We start from the raw sequence: 22,301 nt of genomic DNA, 5'->3' as shown, positions 1-22,301 counted from the left end.
GAAGCGTTGCAAGCCACAGTTCTTGTCGAACCCGCTTTTTTCGCCAGCCGAACATGAATTCTGTCCACCAGTCGATAAGTATCGCGCCGGCTTCGCCACGCTCCGGTGCGCCCGACGGCTCGCATCGGTCACCGTTACGCATTGAGAACCAAAGATATTGTTACGGTGTCGACGGGCGATTGCGCTATCGAAGTAAAATAGCCGCCGCGCGTCCGGAAAGCTTGCCGAAGGTGGTCGCGGTCAGCAGGCCGTTGCCCGCCATATAGCCGTCGGCCCCGCCGCCCGACACGCCACGCGCCGCGCCGCCCCCGGCGAACAGGTTCGGCAACACCACGCCCGCGGAATCGAGCACGCGCGCATCGCCATCGACGATCAGTCCGCCCTGGGTGTGGAACAGCGCGCCCGTCACCTTGGCGGCATAATAATGCTCCGACAGCGGCGCCTTGCCGGTGAAATCGCGCCCGAACGGATCGGTCGCGGCGCCGCCGACGAAGCCGGCGACCGCGGCGATCGTCGCGGCGAGCGCCGCTTCGGGCAATTTCGCGACACGCGCCAATTCCTCTACCGTCGGCGCATCGACCACCGCGCCCGCGCGCAGCGCATCGCGATAATCGTCGAAATCGAGCATCAGCCGGTGCAGCCGCGCATCGAAGATCGACCAGGCGACATGCCCGGGCTGGGCATTCACGCGCGCGGCCTGCTCGGAATAGCCGGTCGCCTCGTTGGAGAAGCGCAACCCGTCGCAATTGACCTGGAAACCGCCCTCCATGATCAGCGGCCACAGGATCGGCACGCCGTGTCCGGCGGCGAGCCCGCCATGCCCCTGATAGGCGCTCATGTCGGCCATGCCGGCACCCAGCGTCGCGCCCCAGCGCACCGCATCGCCGGTATTGCCGGGATGGCCGTGATACACCGCCTCGGCCATTTCGGGGATCCAGCGCGCGACCAGTTCGGCATTGCCGCCAAAGCCCGAGCAAGCGAGGATGAGCGCGTCGCAGCCGATCCGCTCGATCGCGCCATCGGGCCGCTCGATCGTCACGCCGGTCACGCGATTTCCGATCGCGGAAAGCTCGGTCACGCGCGCATCGCTCAGGATCATCACGCCGGCGCGGACCGCCGCGGCCTCGAGCGCGGCCATTAATTCGCCGCCGGTGCGGTTGGGCGTGCCGTACATCCGCTGCACGCTGTGGCCGGGGTAGAGGAAGCCGCCGATCAGATCGAGCGGCACGCCGTGCGTGTCGCGCAGCCAGGCGATCGTCTCGGCCGATTCATCCGCCAGCCGCCGCGCGATGCCGGCATCGGTCGCGCCCTTGGTCTTGGCGAGGATGTCGGCGGCGAACAGCGCCGGGTCGTCGACGATTCCCGCCGCCGCCTGTTCGGGTGTGCCCGCCGCCGGGATCAGGCCGGTCGACATCGCCGTGCTGCCGAGCGGAGTCGAATCGCGCTCGATCACCAGCACCTCGATTCCGGCATCGGCCGCCGCCAGCGCCGCGCACAGCCCGGTGCCGCCCGCGCCGACGATCACCAGCGGCATATGGTGGGAATCGCTCATCGTCACATCCTCACAGATAGATCCACGGCCGCAGCAAGCGGTCGGCCGTGCGGAACGCGTCGATCGCCGGGCGATCGCGCAGGGTCAGGTCGATCGCGTCGAGGCCGCCGAGCAGCATCGCCTTGGCTTCCGCATCGATCGCGAAGCCGTGCGCGGTGCCCGCCGCATCGGTCACCGTCTGCGCCGCCAGGTCGATCGTCAACGGTTGCGGCGCCGCGGCCAGGGCCGCCGCGTCGAGCGCCACCGGCACGATCCCGTTGCGCACGCAATTGCCGCGGAAGATCGGGTTGAACGACGCCGCAATGATCGCGCGGAAGCCATATTCGGCCAGCGCCCAGGCGGCATGTTCGCGGCTCGACCCGCAGCCGAAATTCGCGCCGCCCAGCAGGATCGTCGCTCCGGCGAAAGCGGGATCGTTGAGCACGAAGGCGGGATCGGGATCGCGCCCGCCGAGCGTCCGGTAGCGCCAGCCCGCGAACAGGCCGTCGGCGAGGCCGGTCTTGGCGACCGACGTCATTTCGCGCGACGGGATGATCGCATCGGTATCCACATTGTCGCGCAGCAGCGGCACCGCGACCGAACTCAGCGTGTCGAACCGCTCCATCACAAGGCCGCCGGATCGGCGATGCGCCCGGCGATCGCGGACGCCGCGACCGTCTCGGGCGAGGCGAGGTGCGAGCGCGTCCCCGGCCCCTGCCTGCTCTCGAAATTGCGGTTGGTGGAACTGATGACGCGTTCGCGCGCGCCGAAACTCTCGCCGCCCGCAAAGAAGCACATCGAGCAGCCCGCCTCGCGCCACTCGAACCCGGCATCGCGGAAAACGCGGTCGAGCCCTTCCGCCTCGGCCGCCGCGCGCACCGCGCTCGAGCCCGGAACGCAGATCGCGCGGACCCCCGGCGCGACGTGGCGGCCGCGCAGGATCGCGGCGGCGCGGCGCAAGTCGGACAGCCGGCCATTGGTGCACGATCCGATAAAGGCCGCTCCAATCGGTTGGCCAAGCAACGCCGCGCCCGGCGCCAGATCCATATAATCGCGCGCGCGCACCGCTGCGTCGCCGGTATCGCCGGGCACGCTGCCTTCGATCGGCACCGCCTGCTGCGGGCTCGTGCCCCAGGTCACCATCGGCCGCACGTCGCCGGCATCGATCCGCAGCTCGCGGTCGAACGTCGCGTCCGGGTCGCCCGCCAATGCGCGCCACTGCGCGATCGCATCGTCCCATGCGGCGCCCTTCGGCGCATAGGAGCGGCCCTGCAGATACGCGAAGGTCGTTTCGTCGGGCGCGATGATCGCCGAGAAAGCGGCGAATTCGGTCGCCATGTTGCACAAGGTCAGTCGCGCCTCGACGTCGAGCGCGCGCACCGCGGCGCCGGCATATTCGACGATATGGCCGCTGCCGCCGGCCGAGCCGAAGGTGGCGAGCAGATGCAGCGCCAGATCCTTTGCGGTGACGCCGGCGCCGAGCACGCCGTCGATCGTCACGCGCATCGTCCTGGGTCGCTTCACGCGCAACGTCGACGTCGCCAAAGCATGCTCCGCCTCGGTCGATCCGATCCCCCAGGCGAGCGCGCCGAGCGCCCCTTGCGAACAGGTATGGCTATCGGGGCAGACCAATGTCGCCCCCGGCAGGACGATGCCGAGTTCGGGCGAGATGACATGGACGATGCCCTGCCGCGCATCGCCGAGATCGAACAAAGTGATCCCCGCCGCGTGCGTCGCCGCACGCGTCGCGGTGATGAAGGCGGTGCCGGTCGGCATCGTCGTGGCACCGGTCCGCCCGGGCAGCGTGTCTACGATGTGGTCCATCGTCGCGAACGCCTGGCGCGGCGCATCGACCGGACGGCCCATCGCCGCCAGGCTTTCCAGCGCGACGCTGCCGGTGCGTTCGTGCAGCAGCACGCGGTCGATCAGCACCAGCGCCGTCTCGGCGTCGATCGCCATGATGGCGTGCGCGTCCCAGATCTTGTCGAATATCGTGCGCGGGGTCATGACCATTGCCGCGTCCTGGACGCGGCCGTGCCGCGCGGCCAGCGCCGGTTGCGAATGATCCGCTTGGCGGAGAGCCCCGATTGCGGCACGGGAGCGCAATGGCGGGACCTTCGGCACTCCATCGCGACGACGCGCTTCCGCTCTATCAGCAGATCTTTCTCGCCTTGCGCGACGAAATCCTGTCGGGCCGCCGGCCGCTCGGCGAGAATCTGCCGACCGAGCACGATCTTTCCGCGCTCTACGGCGTCTCGCGCATCACCGCGCGCCGCGCGCTCGACGAGCTCGCCGGGCATGGCCTGGTCGAGCGTCGCCGCCGGATCGGCACGCGCGTCATCTTCCGCGCGCCCGCGACGCCGATCGAGGCGAATATCGACCAGGCGATCGAATCGCTCATCGCCTTCGGTCGCGACACGCAAGTCCGCGTCGTCGCCTTGGCGGAGGAGCCCGCCGCGGATCACATCGCGCCGCGGCTCGGCCTCGCGCCGGGCGCCGCGACGTTGCGCGCCTTGCGCGTGCGCTATCTCGACGATGCGCCGCTCGGCGCGATCGAAAGCCATGTGCCGCTGCATCTCTCGGCCGGGCTCACGCGCGAACGGCTCACCGAGACGCCGTTGCTCGAAATCCTGCGCGAATCGGGGCACGCCATTGGCGGCGGCACGCAGACGATCGCCGCGATCGCCGCCGACCCGGCGCGCGCCGCTTTGCTCGGCACCGAGCCGCGCGCGCCGCTGATCCGGATCGAGCGCGTCGTCCATGATCTGGCGGGCAAGCCGCTGCTGCTGACGATCGCCGAATATCGCGGCGACCGCTATCGCCTCGCGCTCGATCTCCACGGCGCGGCGCGGCCAGCCGCCGACTGAGCTCACGGCGCGGTCAACGCCGTGATGACGTCCTCGTCATATCCCAGGTCGCGCAGGATCGCGGCGCCGTCGGCCCCGGCCTCGGGAATGTCGCGGCGCAGCGGCGCACGCTCACCGTCGAACTCGATCGGCAACCCCGGCAAACGCGTCGCCGCGCCGCCCGGCACCGTCACGTCCATCAACCCGCCCGATGCGGTGAGGTGCGGATCGTCGAACAGTTCGTCGGGCCGGGCGATCGGTGCGAACGGCAGCCCGACCGTCTCCAGCTTCGCGACCAGCGCAGCGCGGTCCATCGCCGCGAACAGTGCGCGCACGTGCGGCAGGATCGCGTCGCGCGCGAGCACGCGCGCGTTGTTTTTGGCGAGCGCCGGATCGGCGCCGAGTTCGTCGAGCCCGAATGCCGCGCAAAAGGCGACCCACTGCCCGTCGCTGACCACGCCGACGAACAATTGCTCGCCTTCGTTGGCGGTCTCGAACACGTCGTAGATCGCCCAAGCCGAGATCCGCACCGGCATCGGCTGCGCCGCCTGGCCGGTCACCGCCATCTGCGCCATATGCTGGCCGACAAGGAATGCGGTGGTCTCGAACAAGGCGCATTTCACTTCGCCGCCGCGTCCGGTGCGATGGCGCCGTTCCAGCGCCGCGAGCACGCCGATCACGCCGAACATGCCGCCGGTAATGTCGATCACCGATGCGCCGGCGCGCAGCGGTCGGCCGGGTGGGCCGGTCATGTACGCGAGGCCGCCCATCATCTGCGTCACTTCGTCGAGCGCGGTGCGCTTTTCATACGGGCCCTTCAGAAAGCCCTTGGCGGCGCAGTGGATCAGTCCGGGATTGTCCTGCGACAGCGCCGCATAGCCGAGGCCGAGCCGGTCGAGCGTGCCCGGCCGGAAATTCTCGACCACAATATCGGCGCCCGCGCACAGCCGCTTGGCGACGGTGAGGCCGGCCTCGCTTTTCAGGTCGAGGCAGATGCTGCGCTTGTTGCGGTTGAACATCGGGAAATAGCCCGCGCCCGAGCCGAGCAGCCGCCGCGTCGCGTCGCCGCCGTGCGGCTCGACCTTGATCACGTCGGCGCCGAGATCGGCGAGGATCACCCCCACCGACGGCCCCATCACCATGTGGGTGAATTCGATCACCGTGATCCCCGCCAGCGGCAACGCGTCCTGATCCACTCGAACTTCCTTAAATGACGGGCCTAGACAGGCGCGGATCAATTGATATATGACTATGACAATTAAGCCAAGCGAGGTTTGCGCGATGACCGACATTCTGATCAGCGAAGTCGGTCCGCGCGACGGGTTGCAGAGCATTTCGCGGATCATGCCGCTGGCTGCGAAAAAGGCCTGGATCGCCGCCGAAGCCGCCGCCGGCGTGCGCGAGATCGAAGTCGGTAGCTTCGTACCGGCAAAGCTCCTGCCGCAACTCGCCGACACGGCCGAAGTCGTCGCCTTCGCCAAGACGATCCCCGGCCTGACGGTGGCGGTGCTCGTCCCCAATGCGCGCGGCGCGGCGGCGGCGATCGCGGCGGGCGCGGACAAGCTGACCCTGCCGCTCTCGGTGTCGGAAACGCACAGCCTCGCCAATCTTCGCAAGACCCACGTGCAGGTGCTCGACGAGGCAAGAGCGATCGCCGCGATGATCGCCGCGTTGTCGGCCGGCGCGCGGCCGCATTTCGAGGGCAGCCTGTCGACGGTATTCGGCTGCACGCTGGAAGGCGCGATTCCCGACGCGCAGATCGCGCGGCTGGCAGAGGGGCTGATGGAGGCCGGATGCGACGAAGTCGGCCTGTCCGACACGACCGGCTTCGCCGACCCCAGCGCCGTCCGCCGCCTGATCGCGCTGGTGCAGAGCATCGCCGGGCCGCACGCGCTGACCGGCATTCACCTGCACAATACGCGCGGGCTCGGCCTTGCCAACGTGCTGGCCGCGCTCGATTGCGGGCTGACGACCTTCGACGCGTCGCTCGGCGGATTGGGCGGCTGCCCGTTCGCTCCGGGCGCGTCGGGCAATATCGTGACCGAGGACCTGGCGTTCATGCTCGAGGCGATGGGGCTGAAGACCGGCATCGATCTCGAAAAACTAACCGCTGTGCGATCAATTCTGGCCGAAGCGCTGCCAGGCGAGCCACTTTATGGCTTCTTGCCCGATGCGGGGCTGCCGCTCGGCTTTCGACAAGTGGCGTAAGGAAGACGGACATGGCGACGATCGGCACGAAGATGATCTCGGACGGAAAGACGGCTCGGCAGCTGTTCGACGAGGTCATGGCCAATCCGGCGCGCAGCAAGTTCGGCTTCGGCACCAAGCTGGCGATCGTCAACGTCGATTTCCAGAACGCCTATACCCGCATCGACGAGTTCAAGACCGCGTACGAAACCGATCCGCGCCAGATCGAGCACGTCAACACGATCTCGCATCTCGCGCGCGGCAAGGGGCTGCCGGTGATCTGGACGCACGTCGCCTATATGGGCAACGCCGCCGACGCCGGCATCTGGGGAACGCGCACCAACACGCCCGACAGCCTGCAGAACATCAAATATGGCAGCCGCCGTCACGATTTCGACGAACGCTGCGAAATCGACCCGTCGATCGACGTGATCTACGACAAGCGCATGCCGTCGGCGTTTTTCGAAACGCCGCTGCAGAGCCTGCTGGTGTGGCACAAGGTCGATACGCTGGTGATCACCGGCGGCTCGACCAGCGGCTGCGTGCGCGCGACCGCAGTGGAATCGCTCAGCCGCGGCTATCGCACGATCGTCCCGATCGAGACCTGCGCCGACAAGCATGAGAGCTACCACTTTTCCAATCTCACCGATCTCCAGCTGAAATATGCCGATGTCGAACCGGTGCAGACGGTGGTCGACTGGCTGGAAGCGTACGATGCTTGAAGGCGCCGCCGACCCCGGTCTGTACGACTTCCGGCCGTATCGCGACCGGGCGAAGATCGCATGGCCCGACGGCAAGACCGTCGCGGTGTGGGTCTCGCCCAATCTCGAATATTATGAGCTCGATCCGGCGGCGAACCCGCACCGCAAGAGCTGGACCAAACCGCATCCCGACGTGGTCGGATACGGCCACCGCGACTATGCCAATCGCGTCGGCCATTGGCGGATGGCGGACGTGATGACCAAGCACGGCTTTCCCGGCTCGGTCAGCCTGTCGGTGGCACTGTGCGACCATATTCCCGAAGTCGTCGCCGACGCCAATGCGCGTGGCTGGGAGTTCTTCAGCCACGGCATCTACAACACCCGCTACAGCTACGGCATGGACGAGCACCAGGAACGCGCGATCATCGAGGATTCGATCGCGACCGTCCGCGCGGCGACCGGGCAGACGATCAAGGGCTGGCTCGCCCCGGCGCTGACGCATACCCCGCGCACGCTCGACCTGATCGCCGAATATGGCCTGACCTATACGTGCGATCTCTATCACGACGACCAGCCGGGGCCGGTGCACGTCACGGGCGGCAAGCTGATCTCGATGCCCTACAGCCTCGAAGTCAACGATCATTACGGCTTCTTCGTCTACAACATGTCGCCGCGCGATTATGCCGATACGCTGATCCGGCAGTTCGAACGGCTCGCCGCGGAAGGCGCGGAGTCGGGCACCGTGATGTGCATCCCGCTGCACAGCTATCTGATCGGCCAGCCGCACCGGATCGGCGCGTTCGAGGAAGTGCTGCGCCACATCGCCGCCGACGGTCGCGCGTGGATCACGCGCAGCGGCGACATAGCCGAGCATTTCCTCGCGAACGACTATGACGCGGCCACGGCAGATGCGGCGCGCTACGCGGAATCCGGCCGATGACGCTCGATCCCAGGTATCTCATCTACCCCAGGCGCGCACGCGGCATGGATCATGACCTCTATCCATGGTCCAACCTGTTCGAACGCCCGCCGATCGCGTGGCCCGGCGGCAAGACGGTCGCGATTCCGATCGTCGTCAGTCTCGAATGGTTTCCGATCGTGCCGAGCGACACGCCGTTCCGCGCGACCGGGCATATGCAGACCGCCTATCCCGACTATCGCCACTACACCTCGCGCGAATATGGCACGCGAGTCGGCTTCTATCGCTTGCTCGACGCGTTCGCGAAGGCGGGATTCCGGGTGTCGGTCGCGACCAACGCGGCGATCGCCGAGCGCTATCCGTCGATCGTCCGCGACATCGTCGCCGCCGGCCATGAGATCGTCGCGCATTCGACCGACATGAACGGCACGATCGCCAGCGGCTTGCCCGAAGCCGACGAACGCGCGCTGATCGCGACGTCGCTCGACACGTTCGAACGCGTGTCCGGCACGCGCCCCCGCGGCTGGCTGTCGATCGCGCGCTCGCAAAGCTTCGCCACGCCGCGATTGCTGGCCGAGGCGGGCGTCGCCTACATGCTCGACTGGGTGAATGACGAACTGCCCTATGCGATGGCGACACCGTCCGGTTCGATCGTCAACCTGCCGCTCAATCACGAAGTGTCGGACCGGCAGATCATCACGGTGCAGCAGCAATCGGCCGACAGTTATGCCGAGCAGATCCTCGATGCGCTTGCGTGGCTGACGACCGAGGCGGCGCGCACCGGGGCCGGCCGCATGCTCCCGCTGCACCTGACGCCGTACATCATGGGACTGCCCTATCGGATCGGTGCGTTCGAAGGCTTGCTCGAGCGGCTGGTGGCGCAGCGCGAGGCCTGGATCGCGCCGGCGGGGGACATCGTGGAAGCTGCGAAAATCTGAATTTGATCGAGTCCCACATTTTTGATCGCCAGGCGGATACATCGCGCGTATCTTTGTCCCTCGCCTCGTTGGAGCCGCTGTAGCAATGGAAAAAGGCGTACCCATCCGGTCCCTGTCCCGCGGCCTTGCCGTGCTGCAGGCGATCAACCGCGGCTCTTCGCTTTCGATGATGGAAATCGCACGGTCGTCCGAAGTGCCCTATCCGACCGCCTGTCGGATCGTGCAGACCTTGCTCCACGAGGGCGTCATCGAACGCGAGCCGGCGCGCAAACGCTACCGGCCGACCGCGCTGGTGCAGACGCTGGCGCACGGCTTTCAGGGCGACGCGCACCTCGTCATGGCGGCGCGGCCGCATATCGTCGATCTGACGCGGCGAGTCGGCTGGCCGATCTCGCTTGCCACGCATGTCGGCCACACCATGGTGATCCGCGATTCGACCCACGCGCTGACCGCCTTGACCTTCAACAATTACTATCCGGGTTTTTCGCTGCCCGTGCTCGAATGCGCGGCCGGCCTCGCCTATCTGTCGCACATCAGCGCGGAGGAGCGCACGCATCTGCTCGAGGCGCTGAAACTGCTGCCGAAGCGCGCCAACATGCACGCGATCGATCTGCTGGAGAATGGCACGCTGGCGGCGGACACGTTGCGCGACGGCTATGCGACGCGCGGCTTCAACCGCTTCACGCACAATCCCGGCAAGACCTCGTCGATCGCCGTGCCGGTCCTGACCAAGGATAAGGGTGTCGCCGGCACGCTGACGCTGGCGTTCTTCTCGTCCTCCACCAAGATGGAGGACGCGATCGCGCAATTCGTCGAGCCGTTGCTCACCACGGCGCGAACGATCGGGCAGGAAATCTAGCGGAGGGTGAGATACATCTCCGTCATCCCCGCGGACGACGGGTCGGTCCCGCGCTGGAACCGACCCGAATGCGCGATCAGGCGATTTCCGTCTCGCGCTCCAGACTGGTAAACATTGCCTGGCGCAACAGATAGGCGCGGCGCTGGTCGTCATCGCGCATCAACGCCTCCATCCGCCGCTCGGTATCCGACTTGCCGTCGCCGTTGGCACCTTCCATCGCCTGCTTGTTCTGGATCGTCTGCGCCTGGACGAATTCGGATGCCACGATACGGCGCTGCCGGTCGTAGCGGTCGAGCAACGCATCGGCATCGGCCCCGCCGTTCAGCACATCGCCGAGCTTTTCGGTCAGGTTCCACGCGTCGTGGATGCCCGAATTCATGCCGAACCCGCCAAGCGGATTGTTGAGATGCGCCGCGTCGCCGACCAGCAGGACGCGACCATGGCGGAAGCGCTTCGCCACGCGCTGGTGCACGCGGTACAGCGTGCGGTGATAGGTTTCGATCGTGTCGGCGCTTCCCGTCAGACCGGCGAACACCTTGTCCTTGTACGCGTCGGACAGGAGGATCGAATCGTCGATCGACTCGGGCGCGGGGACCAGCAACCGCCACAGCGTCGGGACGCGCAGCAGCACGCACCATTCCTCGGCATCGGCGATGTAATTGACCTGCGCCAGGTCGACGAAATGCCGTTCGATCGGATAATCGGTCGACAGCGTGAGGAACCGTTCGGGCCAGGTAAAGCCTTCGAACTCGACCCCGGTCCATTTGCGCACCATCGAATTGGCGCCGTCGGCACCGATCAGATAGTCGCATCGATAGGTCTCGACCGCGACCGGGCTTTCGACGAAGACGGTGACGCCGTCGGCATCCTGTTCGTACCCCAGGATCCGCCGGTTGAAGAGCGTCTGGCCGTGCGCATGCTCGGCAAGCTTGGTCGAGAGCATCCGCGCGAGCTTGTATTGCTCGCATTGCAGCCGGAACGGATATTCGGTGACGTCGGCGATCTCGCCGAGGTCGAGTTCGATCACGCTGCCGCTGCGGCGGTTGCGATATTGGTAGAGCGGTGCCTTCAGCCCGTCGGCGATCAGCGCATCGACGATGCCGAGGTCGCGCATCATTTCCAGGCTCGGCGGATGGAAGGTCGAGGCACGCATGTCCTCGGGGCAATCGGCCTGCGATTCGAGCAGGATCGTATCGATCCCCATCTCGGCCAGGCGATAGGCCGCGACGGCGCCTACCGGGCCCGCCCCGGCGACGATCACACGGGTTCTGTTTGTCATGGCGGTTCTCGAATTATTAGGCAGAGGAAGAGCGGGCAGGCTCAGGCGACCTCGATCAGCCGCATCACGATCTCGGCCGCACCGACGCGATGCGCCGCCGCGGCGAGATATTCGGGTGAGGCGAGATAGGCGCGCGCCGCGGCGGCATCGGGATAGCGGCTGACGACGACGCGTTCGCCGATTAGCCCCTCGCCCTCCAGCACTTCGCCGACCGGTCCCTTAACCACCGCCTCGCCGCCGAAGCGCTCGCTCAGCCCCGCGATTCCCTTTGCATATAGCGCGAACCGGTCCGGATCGGTGATCCGCACGGTCGCGACGACATAGGCCGCCATTGATGATGTTCCTTATCCCTGTTCTTGCGGCCAACCTATCGCTGCCCCGCCGCCCTGCCCGGCGGCTTGGCGAAAATGTCCGCCTGTCGAGAAGAGTGGCGCGCGCCGATGGCCCGGCGCATGGCGCGCGCTACCAGACGGCGCGACACAGCAAGGAGCAGCGCGTGGTCGATTCCCTCGGGTCCAGAATGAAATTCGCCGTCGTCGCCCCCTCGACCAACACCAGCGTCGAGCCCGAATATGCGGCCATGCAACCGCGCGGCGTCACCAACCATTTCAGCCGCATCGCGATTCCGGACACCAAGGTGACCGACGACGACAGCTTCATGGTGATGCTCAATACGATCCGCGATTCGACCTTCGATGCGGTCGACGTGTCGATGTCGATGGATCCCGGCTGCGTCATCATGGGCATGTCGGCCGAGACCTTCTGGGACGGCGCCGAGGGTGCCGATCGCCTCCACAAGAAGATGCTCGAGCGCACCGGCGGCGTGCCGGTCATCATGGGTTCGACTGCGGTCGATTCGGCGATCAAGGCGTATGAGAGCGAAGTCGGGGCGATCCGCAAGATTGGCATCCTCACGCCTTACGCGCCGGTCGGTGACGCCAATGTCAAGAAGTTCTTCGAGGATCAGGGCTATGAGGTGGTCCATATCGTCGGCCTCAAATCGCCCTCGCCGATGATGATCGCGCACGAGGACAAGCAGAAGCTGAAGCGCACCGCGATCGCGGTGTCGGAAGGCGTCGACGCGATCATCCAGGCCGGCACCAACCTCGCCTTTGCCGAGGTTGCGGCGATCGCCGAATTCTGGCTGGAAAAGCCGGTCATCGCGATCAACACCGCCACCTATTGGCATGCGCTGCGCACGATGGGCATCAACGACCAGATGGACGGGTTCGGCACGCTGCTGAGCAAATATTGAGAAGGATAGCGAGCATGGAATACCCTTACGTTCCCCTCCCCGAGCGCCAGCCGCTCGTCTGGCCGAACGGCGCGCGCGTCGCGCTGATCCTGACCTTCAACCTGGAAACCTGGGATCTCACCAAGGATACCGACAAGCCGTATTACGCCGGCGGCCCGTCGATCCTGCCCGACATCCTGCCCGGCAACGTGCCCGATTTCCCGAACTATACCTGGCGCGAATATGGCCAGCGAGTCGGCATCTGGCGGCTGTTCGAGCTGTTCGACCAGCTCGGCGCCAAGGCGAGCTGCACCACCAATGCCGTCACCTTCGAACGCCGCAGCGCGATGACCGACGCGGTGCTGAAGCGCGGCTGGGAATTGCTGACGCATAACTGGGAGCAAGGCGAATTGCTCAGCAACTTCGCGGGCGACCCGGCGAAGGAGCGTGAGATCGTAATGCGGACGCTCGACGCGTTCGAGAAATATACCGGCCGCAAGTCGAAGGGCTGGCTGTCGTCGTCGTTGCGCGGCACGCTGCAGACCGCCGACATTCTCGCCGAATATGGCGCGACCTTCTACTGCGACATCATGAACGACGATCAGCCCTATCTGCTGAAGACGCCGCACGGCCCGATCGTCTCGGTGCCCTATTCCAACGAAATCAACGACTTCACGTTCATCACGCGCAAGAACTTTACCACCGACCAGTTCGCCCAGGCGCTGATCGAGGAGCTCGACGTGCTGTACGAGGAAGGCGCGGTGACGGGTCGCATCATGAACGTCGGTCTCCACCCGCACGTCTCGGGCCGCGCGCACCGGATCCGCGCGATCCGCGAGTTCATTGAACATGCCAAGTCGCTGCCCGGCGTGTGGTGGGCGACGCGCGAGGAGATTGCCGACTGGTATCTCCAGAACCACGAAAGCCATATTCCGGGCCAGCTCGGATGAGCCACGTCGCGGCCCTGCGCGCATTGGTCGCGCCGGGCGCCGACGGGCGGCGGACGCTCGCCTCGGTGCCGGGATGCTGGGACGGCCTCACCGCCTTGCTGATCGAGCAGGCCGGGTTCGGCGCCGCTTTCCTCACCGGCGGCGGACTGTCGATGACCAAGCTCGGCCGGCCCGATCTGGGCCTCGTGACGATGAGCGAACTGGTCGATACGGTCGCGGTGATCCGCGATCGTGTCGCGATTCCGCTGATCGTCGATGGCGACACCGGCTTCGGCAACGCGCTCAACATGGCGCGCACCGTGCGGATGGTCGAACGTGCCGGCGCGTCGGCGATTCAGATCGAGGATCAGGGCTTTCCCAAGCGGTGCGGCCATATGGCGGGCAAGACCGTGGTGCCGCTCGCCGAGGCGGTCGGCAAGGTGAAGGCCGCGCTTGACGCGCGGCACGACATGCTGGTGATCGCGCGGACCGACGCGGTGGGCGTCGAGGGGATCACGGCTGCGTTGGACCGGGCGGACGGCTATCGCGAAGCCGGCGCCGACCTGATCTTCGTCGAAGGCCCGCGCACGCTGGCCGAGACCCAGGCGGTGGCCGACCGTTTCGCGCAGCGCGTCCCGCTGGTCCACAATCTCGTCGAGGGCGGAGCCAGCGCCACCGACAGCGGCGCGGAACTTGCGGCGATGGGCTTTGCGCTCGCGCTCCACCCGCTCCTGTTGCTGCACGGCTTCGTCCGCCACGCACCCTATTGGCTGGCCTCGGTCCAGGCGCACCGTTCGACGAGCGGTCTCGACATCGCGACGCTCGGCGACGTCAATCGCATCACCGGTGCCGACGCGCTGATCGCACAAGGCGACCTTTATGCAGGATGATCTCGACCAGGATTACGCGGCCGCGGGCTTTGGTGGCCGGCTTGCCTTCGGCAAGGCGCCCGCGCTGCTGATCGTCGACGTGGTGATGGCCTATCTCGACCCGACCTCGCCGCTCTACGCCGGGGTCGAGGATGCGCTCGCCTCCAACGAGCGCCTCGTCGCCGCGGCGCGCGATGCGGGCGTGCCTGTGATCTTCACCAACATCGCCTATCAACCCGGCGGCATCGACGGCGGCCAGTTCTACCGCAAGGTGCCGGCATTGAAGGCGTTCGCGCGCGGATCGGGCAACGGCGCCTTTCCGCCGATGCTGCAGCCGAAGGCGACCGAATTGGTGCTGACCAAGCAATATCCGTCGGCCTTTTTCGGCACGCCGCTGGCTTCGACGCTACACACGCTGGGGATCGATACGCTGCTGATCACCGGATTCTCGACTTCGGGCTGTGTCCGCGCCAGCGCGCTCGACGCGCTGTGCCACGGCTTCGCCCCGTTCGTGGTCCGCGACGCGTGCGGCGATCGCGATCGGCGTCCGCACGAACAGAATCTGTTCGATATGGCCGCCAAGATGGCCGAAGTCGTCGGCGAGGACGAAGCGATCAGCCTGATCCGCCAGCGCCGATAGCGTCCGCCACGAGTGCGATCAGCCGGTCGCGCTCGGTATCTAGCCGCCGCTGCAACGCGACATCGGGCTCGAACGCGTCGATCGCCGTCGCAAGGTCGATACCGCGCGCGGCGAGCACCGCTTCGGTGACGATCTGACGATCCCGCAGCACCCAAATTTCGCGGGCCAGCGCGAGGACTGCGCTAGCGACGCCGTCGATCTGCGCGGGCTTCAGGATTCGCCGGGCGGGGGTCGTGTCACCCATGCGACGATTCCGGCTTGCGCCCATAGACCACGTACGGATTGCCCATCGGCGGGATCGCGCAGGTCCGCACGTCGACGAACCCGGCCCGCCGCGCCGCCGCCGCCAGGTCGATCTGCGCCGACGATCGCCAGAACGGTTCCCCGCCCCATTTCGCGGTCCAGTCGAAGCGCCACGCCGCGAGCCGGTCGAGATCGGCGTACCGCGGCACGTCGGTCATCAACAGGTCACCGCCCGGTGCCAGCACGCGAAACGCTTCCTCGAACCATCGCGTGATGATCTTCGGCGGCAGTTCGTGATGAATAGCATAGGATGTCACCAGATCGACGCTCTCGTTGGCGAACCCACTCTCCTCACCGACGCCGACCCGCAAGTCCCACGCATGGCCCAGCGCGTTGCCGACGCGACGGGCCTGTTCGAGCATTCGCAACGATGGATCGAGCCCAACGATCGTGGCATCGGGAAAGCGCTCGGCCAGTGCGACGGTATAATGGCCGCTCGACGTGCCCCATTCGAGAATGCGGGCGTGATCGTGCCGCGGCAGTTCTTCGAGGACGCGGCGTCGCTGCGCGTAAACGTCGCCCGGGAAAACGCGTGCGACATAGCGACGGTGAACCAGTTCGCCGTGGACATAGCCATTATGCGCATTGCCGTCCCAGCCGCCGGTCGTGCGGTGGAACCATACCGCCGACCAATAGCGCGGCGCAACGAAGGCAGGGTCCGCCACGATCGTCGTGAGGCCCGACGCCAACGCCTCGAGCTTGGGCACCATCGTATCGGCGACTTCGTCGAACGCCTGCTCGCACACCCGGCCATGCTCGCGCGCGCTCCAGTCGGTTAGCAACGCTCGTGTCGCATAAAGGGGCTGATCGTCGAGCGTGCTGTCGATCAGATCGTGCCGCGCATCCATCTCTTCCGGCAGCGTGGATGCGGTGACGCCGCGCTCGGCAAGCTTCGCCTCGAGCGCAACCTGCATCCGACCGGCCGCCTGACGCACGCCGACCTCGAAATCGATAAGCGCGCGGCCACGCTGGGCGAGAGTGCAGTCCATCGTCATAGTGGTCGTCCACCCGAAACAAGCCTGTTCCCTAGCCGGAGTAGCACGAACTGCACGAACTGCTGCGAAAATGACCGGTTGGCGGTCACGATCGGCGGCGCGCCGATCGGGGGCCCCGGTTAACGCCCAATTACATACCCAGTCATCGCGCGCGTACGATCTGGTCCACGCTTGGCAGCCTCGTTTCCGCGCCGCCGGAAGAGCGCACGCTGACCGACCTGGTGTTGCTTTTGCAGTCGAACGCGCTGCGTACGGAGTTGTGGGGCCTACACGCTCGATGGTCCTTCTGGGCGGCTGCTAGACGTGGCGGAACAGCATTTCGCCTTCGACGACGTCCAGTGCTTCAAGACCGAGGGGTTGATGGGCTAGGGTGGATTCCCGGCCGTCCAGAGTGCGGAAGCCGAATGGCGGATTCGAGCAAAAGCTGCCAGTCACTTGAACAACGCCGAATGGCGTAAGTTGGGTCGGGATCTGCCGCGGGGGAAACGACCCACTTTCGGCCGCTCAGCGACTGCGAGGCGCCGCCCGAACTTGCCGCTCGTTCAGCATCACCGACGGACGATCAACCACAATTCCGAACCGTCGGTTTACCGCGCCTGCGTACGCTAGATTGGCTGATCCGGCCCGATGGAGATGGTCGATGGGTCACTCGTCAATGGACCCCGCCTTTCACGAACTTCGGCCTTGGAATGAAGGCCGGCTTATCGGTGCGAAGCGGGCGCTTAAACAGCAACAGGTCTGGGCTATTCGCTTCTGGCTCGACCAGCATAGACGACTGCGCGACCGAGCGCTGTTCGACTTCGCCATCGACAGCAAGCTGCGCGGCTGTGACGTGGTCACGGTGCGGATCGGCGATGTAGTTTCCGGCGGGCGCGTCCGTGACCGCGCCATCGTGGTTCAGCAGAAGACTAAACGACCGGTCCAGTTCGAGCTGATGGACACGGCACGAAAGACGATGCGGGCATGGTTGGAGCGACGCGGCGGGACACTGAACGACTTCGTCTTCCCGAGCCGAAACGACTACATGGCGCACATGAGCACGCGACAATATGCCCGCCTAGTGCACGAGTGGGTGGTCGGTATCGGCCTTCCGCCGCAGGATTACGGGACGCACTCGCTTCGGCGCACGAAAGCATCGATTATCTACAAGGCGACTGGCAACCTCCGCGCCGTTCAGATCCTTCTGGGTCATGCCAAGATCGACAGCACGGTTCGCTACTTGGGCGTTGACGTGGAGGACGCTTTAGAACTGGCCGAACGGACTGAGGTCTGAGCGGACCCAGTTCCGGTCATATACGCCGCCTTCCCCGCCTCCCAACTTCCGAAACTCGTTAGCATTTGCACTTAAACAGGGCGCATATAGCCTCCAACAGCTTGCCGTCCATTCGTGTTAATTGGCGCCGATCAATCGCGACATCGGATACCGCGCAGAACCGTGGTGGCACCTATTCTTAAAGATCGACCGATGCGAAAATGCCTATAGCCCAATCAAGAAAAACCCGGACACGCGGTGAGAGCTGTCGGTTCTGCGGATAGAGCGCCACGAGCGGCGTCGGCGAAGGTGGATAGTCGGCCAGCACCTCGGTCAACGTGCCAGCAGCAAAATCGTCGACGAAGCGATAACGCGGGGCCTGGATAAGCCCCATGCCCAGCCGGGCAAGCTCCCCCATCGCATCGGCACCGCCGACCGTAACGCGGCTGGGCAAGGTGACGTAGTCGAGCCGGCCCTCGACCGTAAATTCCAGGGGGATGATCTCGCCGGTTCGCGATGACAGATAGCCGATCATTCGATGACCTTGGAGATCGGCGGGTGTCGCTGGGACGCCGTGGCGCGCGAGATATGCCGGACTCGCGCACGTCATCTCGTTCAGCGTGGCAACACGACGCATGATCAAGCCGCTTTCAGTTGGCTCGCCTGCACGGACGACGCAATCCACGCCTTCGCGCACGAGATCGACGAGGCGATCCCCTTCGCCGATATGAAGATCGATCCGCGGGTAACGGTCAAGGAACGCGGGAATGTGCGGGATCAAGAACCGCCGCGCGATCATCGCATGGACGTCGATCCGAAGCAGCCCACGCGGCTCGGCATCCTGAAACGCGCCCTCCGCCTCTTCGATATCGGCCAGGATCGCGATGCAGCGACGATAATAGGCGTCGCCATCGAGCGTCGGGGTCACGATCCGTGTCGTGCGTTCCAGCAGGCGCACGCCCAACTGGGCTTCCAGCTGCTTGATGCCCTCCGTCGCAGTCGAGCGCGACATATCGAGATCGGTTGCCGCCGCCGTGAAACTGCGACGTTCGACAACCCGTACGAGCAGCCGCATGGCTTCGAGGCGATCCATGCCCATTGTTCGCCATATCCGAATGGACTTGGCAAGACCTGACTGATTATCCCGGCCACACGACCGTCTACATACCCGTCTCAGAAGGAGACGGATCATGACGGAACGTAAAGTTGCACTGGTTACCGGGGGATCGAAGGGCATCGGCGCTGCCATCGCGAAGCGCCTTGCGGCCGACGGCATGGCCGTGATCGTAAACTACGCGCGCGGTCACGAGGATGCTCAGGACGTTGTGACCGAGATCGCCGCGTCAGGCGGCGAAGCGATCGCGGTACAGGCAGATGTCAGCACGCCGGGCGGGATACCATCGCTGTTCGACGCTGCGGAACGCACATTCGGCGGGCTCGATATCCTGGTCAACAATGCGGGTGTGGCCATCTTCGCGCCGATTGCCGACGTCAGCGACGCCGATTTCGATCACCAGCTTGCCGTCAATATCGCTGGCGTCTTCCGCGGGATGCGAGAAGGTGCGCGTCGCTTGCGCGATGGAGGTCGGATCATCAGCTTCTCGACCAGCGTCGTCGGCGCTCTACTTCCCCGGTACGGCGTCTACACCGCGACGAAGGCTGCGGTCGAGGCCATGACGAGTATCCTCGCCAAGGAACTGGGCATGCGTGGCATTACCGTGAACGCGGTCGCGCCTGGGCCGACGGCAACGGCCTTGTTCATGAACGGCAAGTCGGAGGCCGTGGTGCAATCGATGATCGACGCCAATCCGCTGAAGCGGCTTGGCCAGCCGGACGACATAGCGTCGGTCGTAGCATTTCTAGCCAGCCCCGATGGTGGCTGGGTCAATGGTCAGACGATCCGCGCCAATGGCGGTTTCGTCTGATCAGGTTCTAGGCGCGTCCGCAGCTACGGGCGCTCGTTTCGTGGCCGACAGGGGGCGCTCGTTTTTCTTGCGTGCCCTGCCTCCAAGCCAAGGCTGGTACGGGTTCCTAACGCGTTGTTCCTGTTAGCAGATCCCCACGCCGGCAACATGGGCAAGTTGGGCTAAACAGGGCCAATGTCCCGCGATCAGCTGGGGCCGCCGTCTAAATCACCGACGCATTGCACGTCGGGCCTCGCTTTCGCCATGCGTCGCAATTCCCCGGTCCGCGCCACGATGCCCGGAAAGATCGTATCGGGGTTGGCCGTGTAGGTACGCAGAAGTTGCAAGGCCCAGGCATAATGCCGCGCGCCGACTTCGCAGCTGCTGCTGCCGCCATCGCCATCGCCCCATATTTTGCGCCATCCAGCCCGGCCGTCGCGCTTTAGGATGGCCTGGAAGGTGCCGACCGGCCCTGCGCCGCGAACATAGGCAATCGTACCCGGGCCCGCCGAAAGGACGCGAAACGCGCGGAAGGTGAAACGCGATTGCGCGCTATCGTCGCCCGCGTGGAGCGTCTTGACGATCGCGGTGCGTTCCGGGCTTCCGGGAGCAGGCGTATGGACCGCGAGCGGCGCAGCCAGCGCCGCTGTCGCCAACGCGAGCAGTGGCGCGATGCCCGCTGTGAAGTAACCTGTCATATCAATCGCGCAATGCGATAGATTCGCTGATCGCGCCAGCCATCCGCTCCGTCGATACGGAGGCCCCGCCAAACCAGCCGTGCTGCCCTAATTGCACAAGCAACTGGCGGCTGGACGACCCACTTTCGGCCGCTCAGCGGCTGCGAGGCGCCGTCCGAAACCTGCCGCTCGTTCACATCACCGACGGACGATCAACCACATTTCCGAACCGTCGGTTTACCGCGCCTGGGTACGCTCGATTGGTTGATCCGATGGAGATGGTCGATGGGTCACTCGTCGATGGACCCCGCGTTTCACGAACTTCGTGCTTGGAATGAAGGCCGGCTAATCGGCGCGAAGCGGGCGCTGAAACAGCAACAGGTCTGGGCTATTCGCTTCTGGCTCGACCAGCATAGACGACTGCGCGACCGAGCGCTGTTCGACTTCGCCATCGACAGCAAGCTGCGCGGCTGTGACGTGGTCACGGTGCGGATCGGCGATGTAGTTTCCGGCGGGCGCGTCCGTGACCGCCCCGTCGTCGGTCAGCAGAAGACGAAACGACCGGTCCAGTTCGAGCTGATGGACACGGCACGAAAGACGATGCGGGCATGGTTGGAGCGACGCGGCGGGACACGGAACGACTTCGTATTCCCGAGCCGAAACGACTACATGGCCCATGTGAGCACGCGGCAATATGCCCGCCTCGTGCACGAGTGGGTGGTCGGCATCGGTCTTCCGGCTCAGGATTACGGGACGCACTCGCTTCGGCGCACGAAAACATCGATCATCTACAAGGCGACTGGCAACCTTCGCGCCGTTCAGATCCTTCTTGGCCATGCCAAGATCGACAGCACGGTGCGCTACTCGGGCGTTGACGTGGAGGACGCTTTGGAACTGGCCGAACGCACTGAGGTCTGAGCGGACCCAGTATCGGAGAGTGAGAAGGCCCTGTCCGCTCCCCAAAACCCGCCGTCTGTTCATGACCCTTTTTGGCGCAGTTTCAGCTCTAGGCTGTCCGTTTGGTCCGCGGGAAACTATAGCCAAGTTTGCGTGGAACGCTCGAGCTTTCCCAACACGATAGTGGCGTCCGGATGTTCTGCCTTTCAGGCGCGCGCTCGTTCAATCACGCGTCTGCCACTGCTGCGTCCCCTAGGTGCCGGATCAATCAAGGAACGTTCAATCGGCTTTCGGAAACGCCGCTCTAAAGGGGGAACATGTGCCGGCGATTATGACGCTATCGGGACTGGCCCGTATCTATCAAGGTCCGGTTCGACGCGATGTCGCGGTTATCAGCGTCCCCACAGCCGCGCCGCACCGCGCACTCCCGACGCATCGCCCCATCGTGCCGGAACAATGCGCCCCTCCCACACCCCGCCAAATACATGCGCGCGGACGATATCGGGCAAAGCAGGATAGATTTCGGTGACGTTCGACATGCCGCCCGCAACCACGAACACATCAGGATCGACGATATTCACGATCATCGCTATCGCCCGCCCGAGCCGGCTGACATAGGCATCAAGGGCCGCCACCGCGAGCGGATCGGCCTCTCGCGCCGCGGCCACAATGGCGGGGCAATCTAGCCCCTCGCCGCCGCGCGCGGCGTAATCCTTGCGAAGCCCCGTCCCGGAAATCAGCATGTCGAGGCACCCGGCTTGGCCGCACCAACAGGCCGGGCCTGGAAATTCCTCGGCGGTCATCCACGGCAACGGAACATGGCCCCATTCGCCGCCGATCCCATTTGCACCCTCGACGATCTGCCCGTCGACCACGAGACCGCCGCCCACGCCGGTACCGATGATGACGGCAAAGGCCGTGCGGGCGCCAACCGCCGCGCCGTCGACGGCTTCGGACAGCGCCATGCAATTGGCATCGTTGGCGATGCGCAGTTCGCGCCCGATCGCATGCTCGAGGTCGTAGCGAAAGGTGCGACCGTTAAGATAGGTCGAATTTGCGTTGCGCATCAGCCCCGACCGCGGGTCGACCGACCCCGGCGTGCCGATCCCGATCGTTCCCGTCGCACCGGCGTCGCGTTCGACCGCAGCGATCAGATCGCGCACGTCGCGGATCGCCGCATCGTAGCTGCCGGGATTGGGGATCCGGGTCCGCACGACATACTGCCCCGCCGCATCGAGCGCAGCCGCTTCGATCTTGGTCCCGCCGAAATCGACGCCGATCTGGATCACCACTTAAATGCCTTCCAAGGGTCCGCCGCGCTGTCCGGCGCGACATATCGCA

General features: G+C 65.6%; 24 protein-coding genes. 13 read left to right on the top strand and 11 right to left on the bottom strand.

Annotated features, from left to right (window positions below; translation table 11 throughout):
- Positions 1-184 precede the first annotated feature (184 nt).
- The 3 genes from E2E30_RS04655 to E2E30_RS04645 are packed head-to-tail and all read right to left on the bottom strand — an operon-like array spanning position 185 to position 3,544.
- The gene (locus tag E2E30_RS04655) at positions 185-1,552 is read right to left on the bottom strand and encodes an FAD-dependent oxidoreductase (RefSeq protein ID WP_133187665.1); all 1,368 of its coding nucleotides are present in this window, start codon (positions 1,550-1,552) and stop codon (positions 185-187) included.
- 10 nt (positions 1,553-1,562) lie between these two features.
- On the bottom strand, positions 1,563-2,156 hold the full coding sequence (gene leuD / locus E2E30_RS04650) for a 3-isopropylmalate dehydratase small subunit (protein WP_133187663.1): 594 nt from the start codon (positions 2,154-2,156) through the stop codon (positions 1,563-1,565).
- Positions 2,156-3,544: a 3-isopropylmalate dehydratase large subunit gene (locus E2E30_RS04645; RefSeq protein WP_240699034.1), complete on the bottom strand. Its 1,389-nt coding sequence runs from the start codon at positions 3,542-3,544 to the stop codon at positions 2,156-2,158. The genes leuD and E2E30_RS04645 overlap by 1 nt, the downstream gene beginning before the upstream one ends.
- A gap of 92 nt (positions 3,545-3,636) precedes the next feature.
- Here E2E30_RS04645 and E2E30_RS04640 point away from each other — a divergent pair, with 92 nt between their 5' ends.
- Complete coding sequence (locus E2E30_RS04640) at positions 3,637-4,398, top strand: GntR family transcriptional regulator (protein WP_133187661.1); 762 nt, start codon at positions 3,637-3,639, stop codon at positions 4,396-4,398.
- 2 nt (positions 4,399-4,400) lie between these two features.
- On the opposite strand, the gene E2E30_RS04635 is transcribed toward E2E30_RS04640, so the two are convergent.
- The gene (locus E2E30_RS04635) at positions 4,401-5,573 is read right to left on the bottom strand and encodes a CaiB/BaiF CoA transferase family protein (protein WP_272482941.1); all 1,173 of its coding nucleotides are present in this window, start codon (positions 5,571-5,573) and stop codon (positions 4,401-4,403) included.
- Between the two features lie 85 nt (positions 5,574-5,658).
- Between E2E30_RS04635 and E2E30_RS04630 the strand changes: the two genes are divergently transcribed.
- The 5 genes from E2E30_RS04630 to E2E30_RS04610 all read left to right on the top strand — a co-directional run bounded on the left by E2E30_RS04630 (position 5,659) and on the right by E2E30_RS04610 (position 9,981).
- Positions 5,659-6,585 (top strand): hydroxymethylglutaryl-CoA lyase, encoded by a 927-nt coding sequence (locus E2E30_RS04630; RefSeq protein ID WP_133187657.1) that lies wholly within the window; start codon positions 5,659-5,661, stop codon positions 6,583-6,585.
- Between the two features lie 11 nt (positions 6,586-6,596).
- Positions 6,597-7,286, top strand: a complete 690-nt coding sequence (locus E2E30_RS04625; RefSeq protein ID WP_206365641.1) for an isochorismatase family protein — start codon at positions 6,597-6,599, stop codon at positions 7,284-7,286.
- Positions 7,279-8,205 (top strand): polysaccharide deacetylase family protein, encoded by a 927-nt coding sequence (locus E2E30_RS04620; protein ID WP_133187655.1) that lies wholly within the window; start codon positions 7,279-7,281, stop codon positions 8,203-8,205. The genes E2E30_RS04625 and E2E30_RS04620 overlap by 8 nt, the downstream gene beginning before the upstream one ends.
- Positions 8,202-9,122 (top strand): polysaccharide deacetylase family protein, encoded by a 921-nt coding sequence (locus E2E30_RS04615; protein WP_133187653.1) that lies wholly within the window; start codon positions 8,202-8,204, stop codon positions 9,120-9,122. Before E2E30_RS04620 ends, E2E30_RS04615 begins: the two co-directional genes overlap by 4 nt.
- Before the next feature lie 85 nt (positions 9,123-9,207).
- Positions 9,208-9,981, top strand: a complete 774-nt coding sequence (locus tag E2E30_RS04610; protein ID WP_133187651.1) for a helix-turn-helix domain-containing protein — start codon at positions 9,208-9,210, stop codon at positions 9,979-9,981.
- 76 nt (positions 9,982-10,057) lie between these two features.
- On the opposite strand, the gene E2E30_RS04605 is transcribed toward E2E30_RS04610, so the two are convergent.
- Both E2E30_RS04605 and E2E30_RS04600 read right to left on the bottom strand, forming a co-directional pair.
- Complete coding sequence (locus tag E2E30_RS04605) at positions 10,058-11,260, bottom strand: FAD-dependent oxidoreductase (protein WP_133187649.1); 1,203 nt, start codon at positions 11,258-11,260, stop codon at positions 10,058-10,060.
- A 41-nt stretch (positions 11,261-11,301) separates the two neighbouring features.
- Positions 11,302-11,592, bottom strand: coding sequence for a DUF1330 domain-containing protein (locus E2E30_RS04600; RefSeq protein ID WP_133187647.1), 291 nt, complete (start codon positions 11,590-11,592; stop codon positions 11,302-11,304).
- Positions 11,593-11,594: 2 nt separating this feature from the next.
- Between E2E30_RS04600 and E2E30_RS04595 the strand changes: the two genes are divergently transcribed.
- The 4 genes from E2E30_RS04595 to E2E30_RS04580 are packed head-to-tail and all read left to right on the top strand — an operon-like array spanning position 11,595 to position 14,932.
- Positions 11,595-12,515, top strand: coding sequence for a maleate cis-trans isomerase family protein (locus tag E2E30_RS04595; RefSeq protein WP_206365640.1), 921 nt, complete (start codon positions 11,595-11,597; stop codon positions 12,513-12,515).
- Between the two features lie 14 nt (positions 12,516-12,529).
- On the top strand, positions 12,530-13,444 hold the full coding sequence (locus E2E30_RS04590; RefSeq protein ID WP_133187645.1) for a polysaccharide deacetylase: 915 nt from the start codon (positions 12,530-12,532) through the stop codon (positions 13,442-13,444).
- On the top strand, positions 13,441-14,313 hold the full coding sequence (locus tag E2E30_RS04585) for an isocitrate lyase/PEP mutase family protein (RefSeq protein ID WP_133187643.1): 873 nt from the start codon (positions 13,441-13,443) through the stop codon (positions 14,311-14,313). The genes E2E30_RS04590 and E2E30_RS04585 overlap by 4 nt, the downstream gene beginning before the upstream one ends.
- Positions 14,303-14,932, top strand: coding sequence for an isochorismatase family protein (locus tag E2E30_RS04580; protein ID WP_133187641.1), 630 nt, complete (start codon positions 14,303-14,305; stop codon positions 14,930-14,932). Before E2E30_RS04585 ends, E2E30_RS04580 begins: the two co-directional genes overlap by 11 nt.
- On the opposite strand, the gene E2E30_RS04575 is transcribed toward E2E30_RS04580, so the two are convergent.
- Positions 14,907-15,176: a hypothetical protein gene (locus E2E30_RS04575; RefSeq protein ID WP_133187639.1), complete on the bottom strand. Its 270-nt coding sequence runs from the start codon at positions 15,174-15,176 to the stop codon at positions 14,907-14,909. The two genes, E2E30_RS04580 and E2E30_RS04575, sit on opposite strands and share 26 nt — an antisense overlap.
- Positions 15,169-16,230, bottom strand: coding sequence for a class I SAM-dependent methyltransferase (locus E2E30_RS04570; protein ID WP_133187637.1), 1,062 nt, complete (start codon positions 16,228-16,230; stop codon positions 15,169-15,171). Before E2E30_RS04570 ends, E2E30_RS04575 begins: the two co-directional genes overlap by 8 nt.
- Positions 16,231-16,870: 640 nt before the next feature.
- Between E2E30_RS04570 and E2E30_RS04565 the strand changes: the two genes are divergently transcribed.
- Entirely contained in the window at positions 16,871-17,503 is a 633-nt protein-coding gene (locus tag E2E30_RS04565; protein ID WP_133187635.1) for a tyrosine-type recombinase/integrase, read from the top strand.
- 178 nt (positions 17,504-17,681) lie between these two features.
- Here E2E30_RS04565 and E2E30_RS04560 read toward each other — a convergent pair whose 3' ends face one another.
- Positions 17,682-18,575, bottom strand: a complete 894-nt coding sequence (locus E2E30_RS04560; protein ID WP_133187633.1) for a LysR family transcriptional regulator — start codon at positions 18,573-18,575, stop codon at positions 17,682-17,684.
- A 97-nt stretch (positions 18,576-18,672) separates the two neighbouring features.
- On the opposite strand from E2E30_RS04560, the gene E2E30_RS04555 reads away from it, so the two are divergent.
- Positions 18,673-19,407: an SDR family oxidoreductase gene (locus E2E30_RS04555; RefSeq protein ID WP_133187631.1), complete on the top strand. Its 735-nt coding sequence runs from the start codon at positions 18,673-18,675 to the stop codon at positions 19,405-19,407.
- Between the two features lie 185 nt (positions 19,408-19,592).
- On the opposite strand, the gene E2E30_RS04550 is transcribed toward E2E30_RS04555, so the two are convergent.
- Positions 19,593-20,084, bottom strand: coding sequence for a hypothetical protein (locus tag E2E30_RS04550; RefSeq protein ID WP_133187629.1), 492 nt, complete (start codon positions 20,082-20,084; stop codon positions 19,593-19,595).
- A 264-nt stretch (positions 20,085-20,348) separates the two neighbouring features.
- Here E2E30_RS04550 and E2E30_RS04545 point away from each other — a divergent pair, with 264 nt between their 5' ends.
- Positions 20,349-20,981, top strand: a complete 633-nt coding sequence (locus E2E30_RS04545; RefSeq protein WP_133187627.1) for a tyrosine-type recombinase/integrase — start codon at positions 20,349-20,351, stop codon at positions 20,979-20,981.
- Between the two features lie 371 nt (positions 20,982-21,352).
- On the opposite strand, the gene E2E30_RS04540 is transcribed toward E2E30_RS04545, so the two are convergent.
- Positions 21,353-22,249, bottom strand: a complete 897-nt coding sequence (locus E2E30_RS04540; protein WP_240699033.1) for an ROK family protein — start codon at positions 22,247-22,249, stop codon at positions 21,353-21,355.
- Positions 22,250-22,301 lie beyond the last annotated feature (52 nt).

The organism is Sphingomonas sp. AAP5, assembly GCF_004354345.1.
Classification (GTDB): Bacteria; Pseudomonadota; Alphaproteobacteria; order Sphingomonadales; family Sphingomonadaceae; genus Sphingomonas; species Sphingomonas glacialis.
The sequence above is the reverse complement of the archived record's forward strand: the minus strand, read 5'-3'. Positions and strand labels throughout refer to the sequence as shown.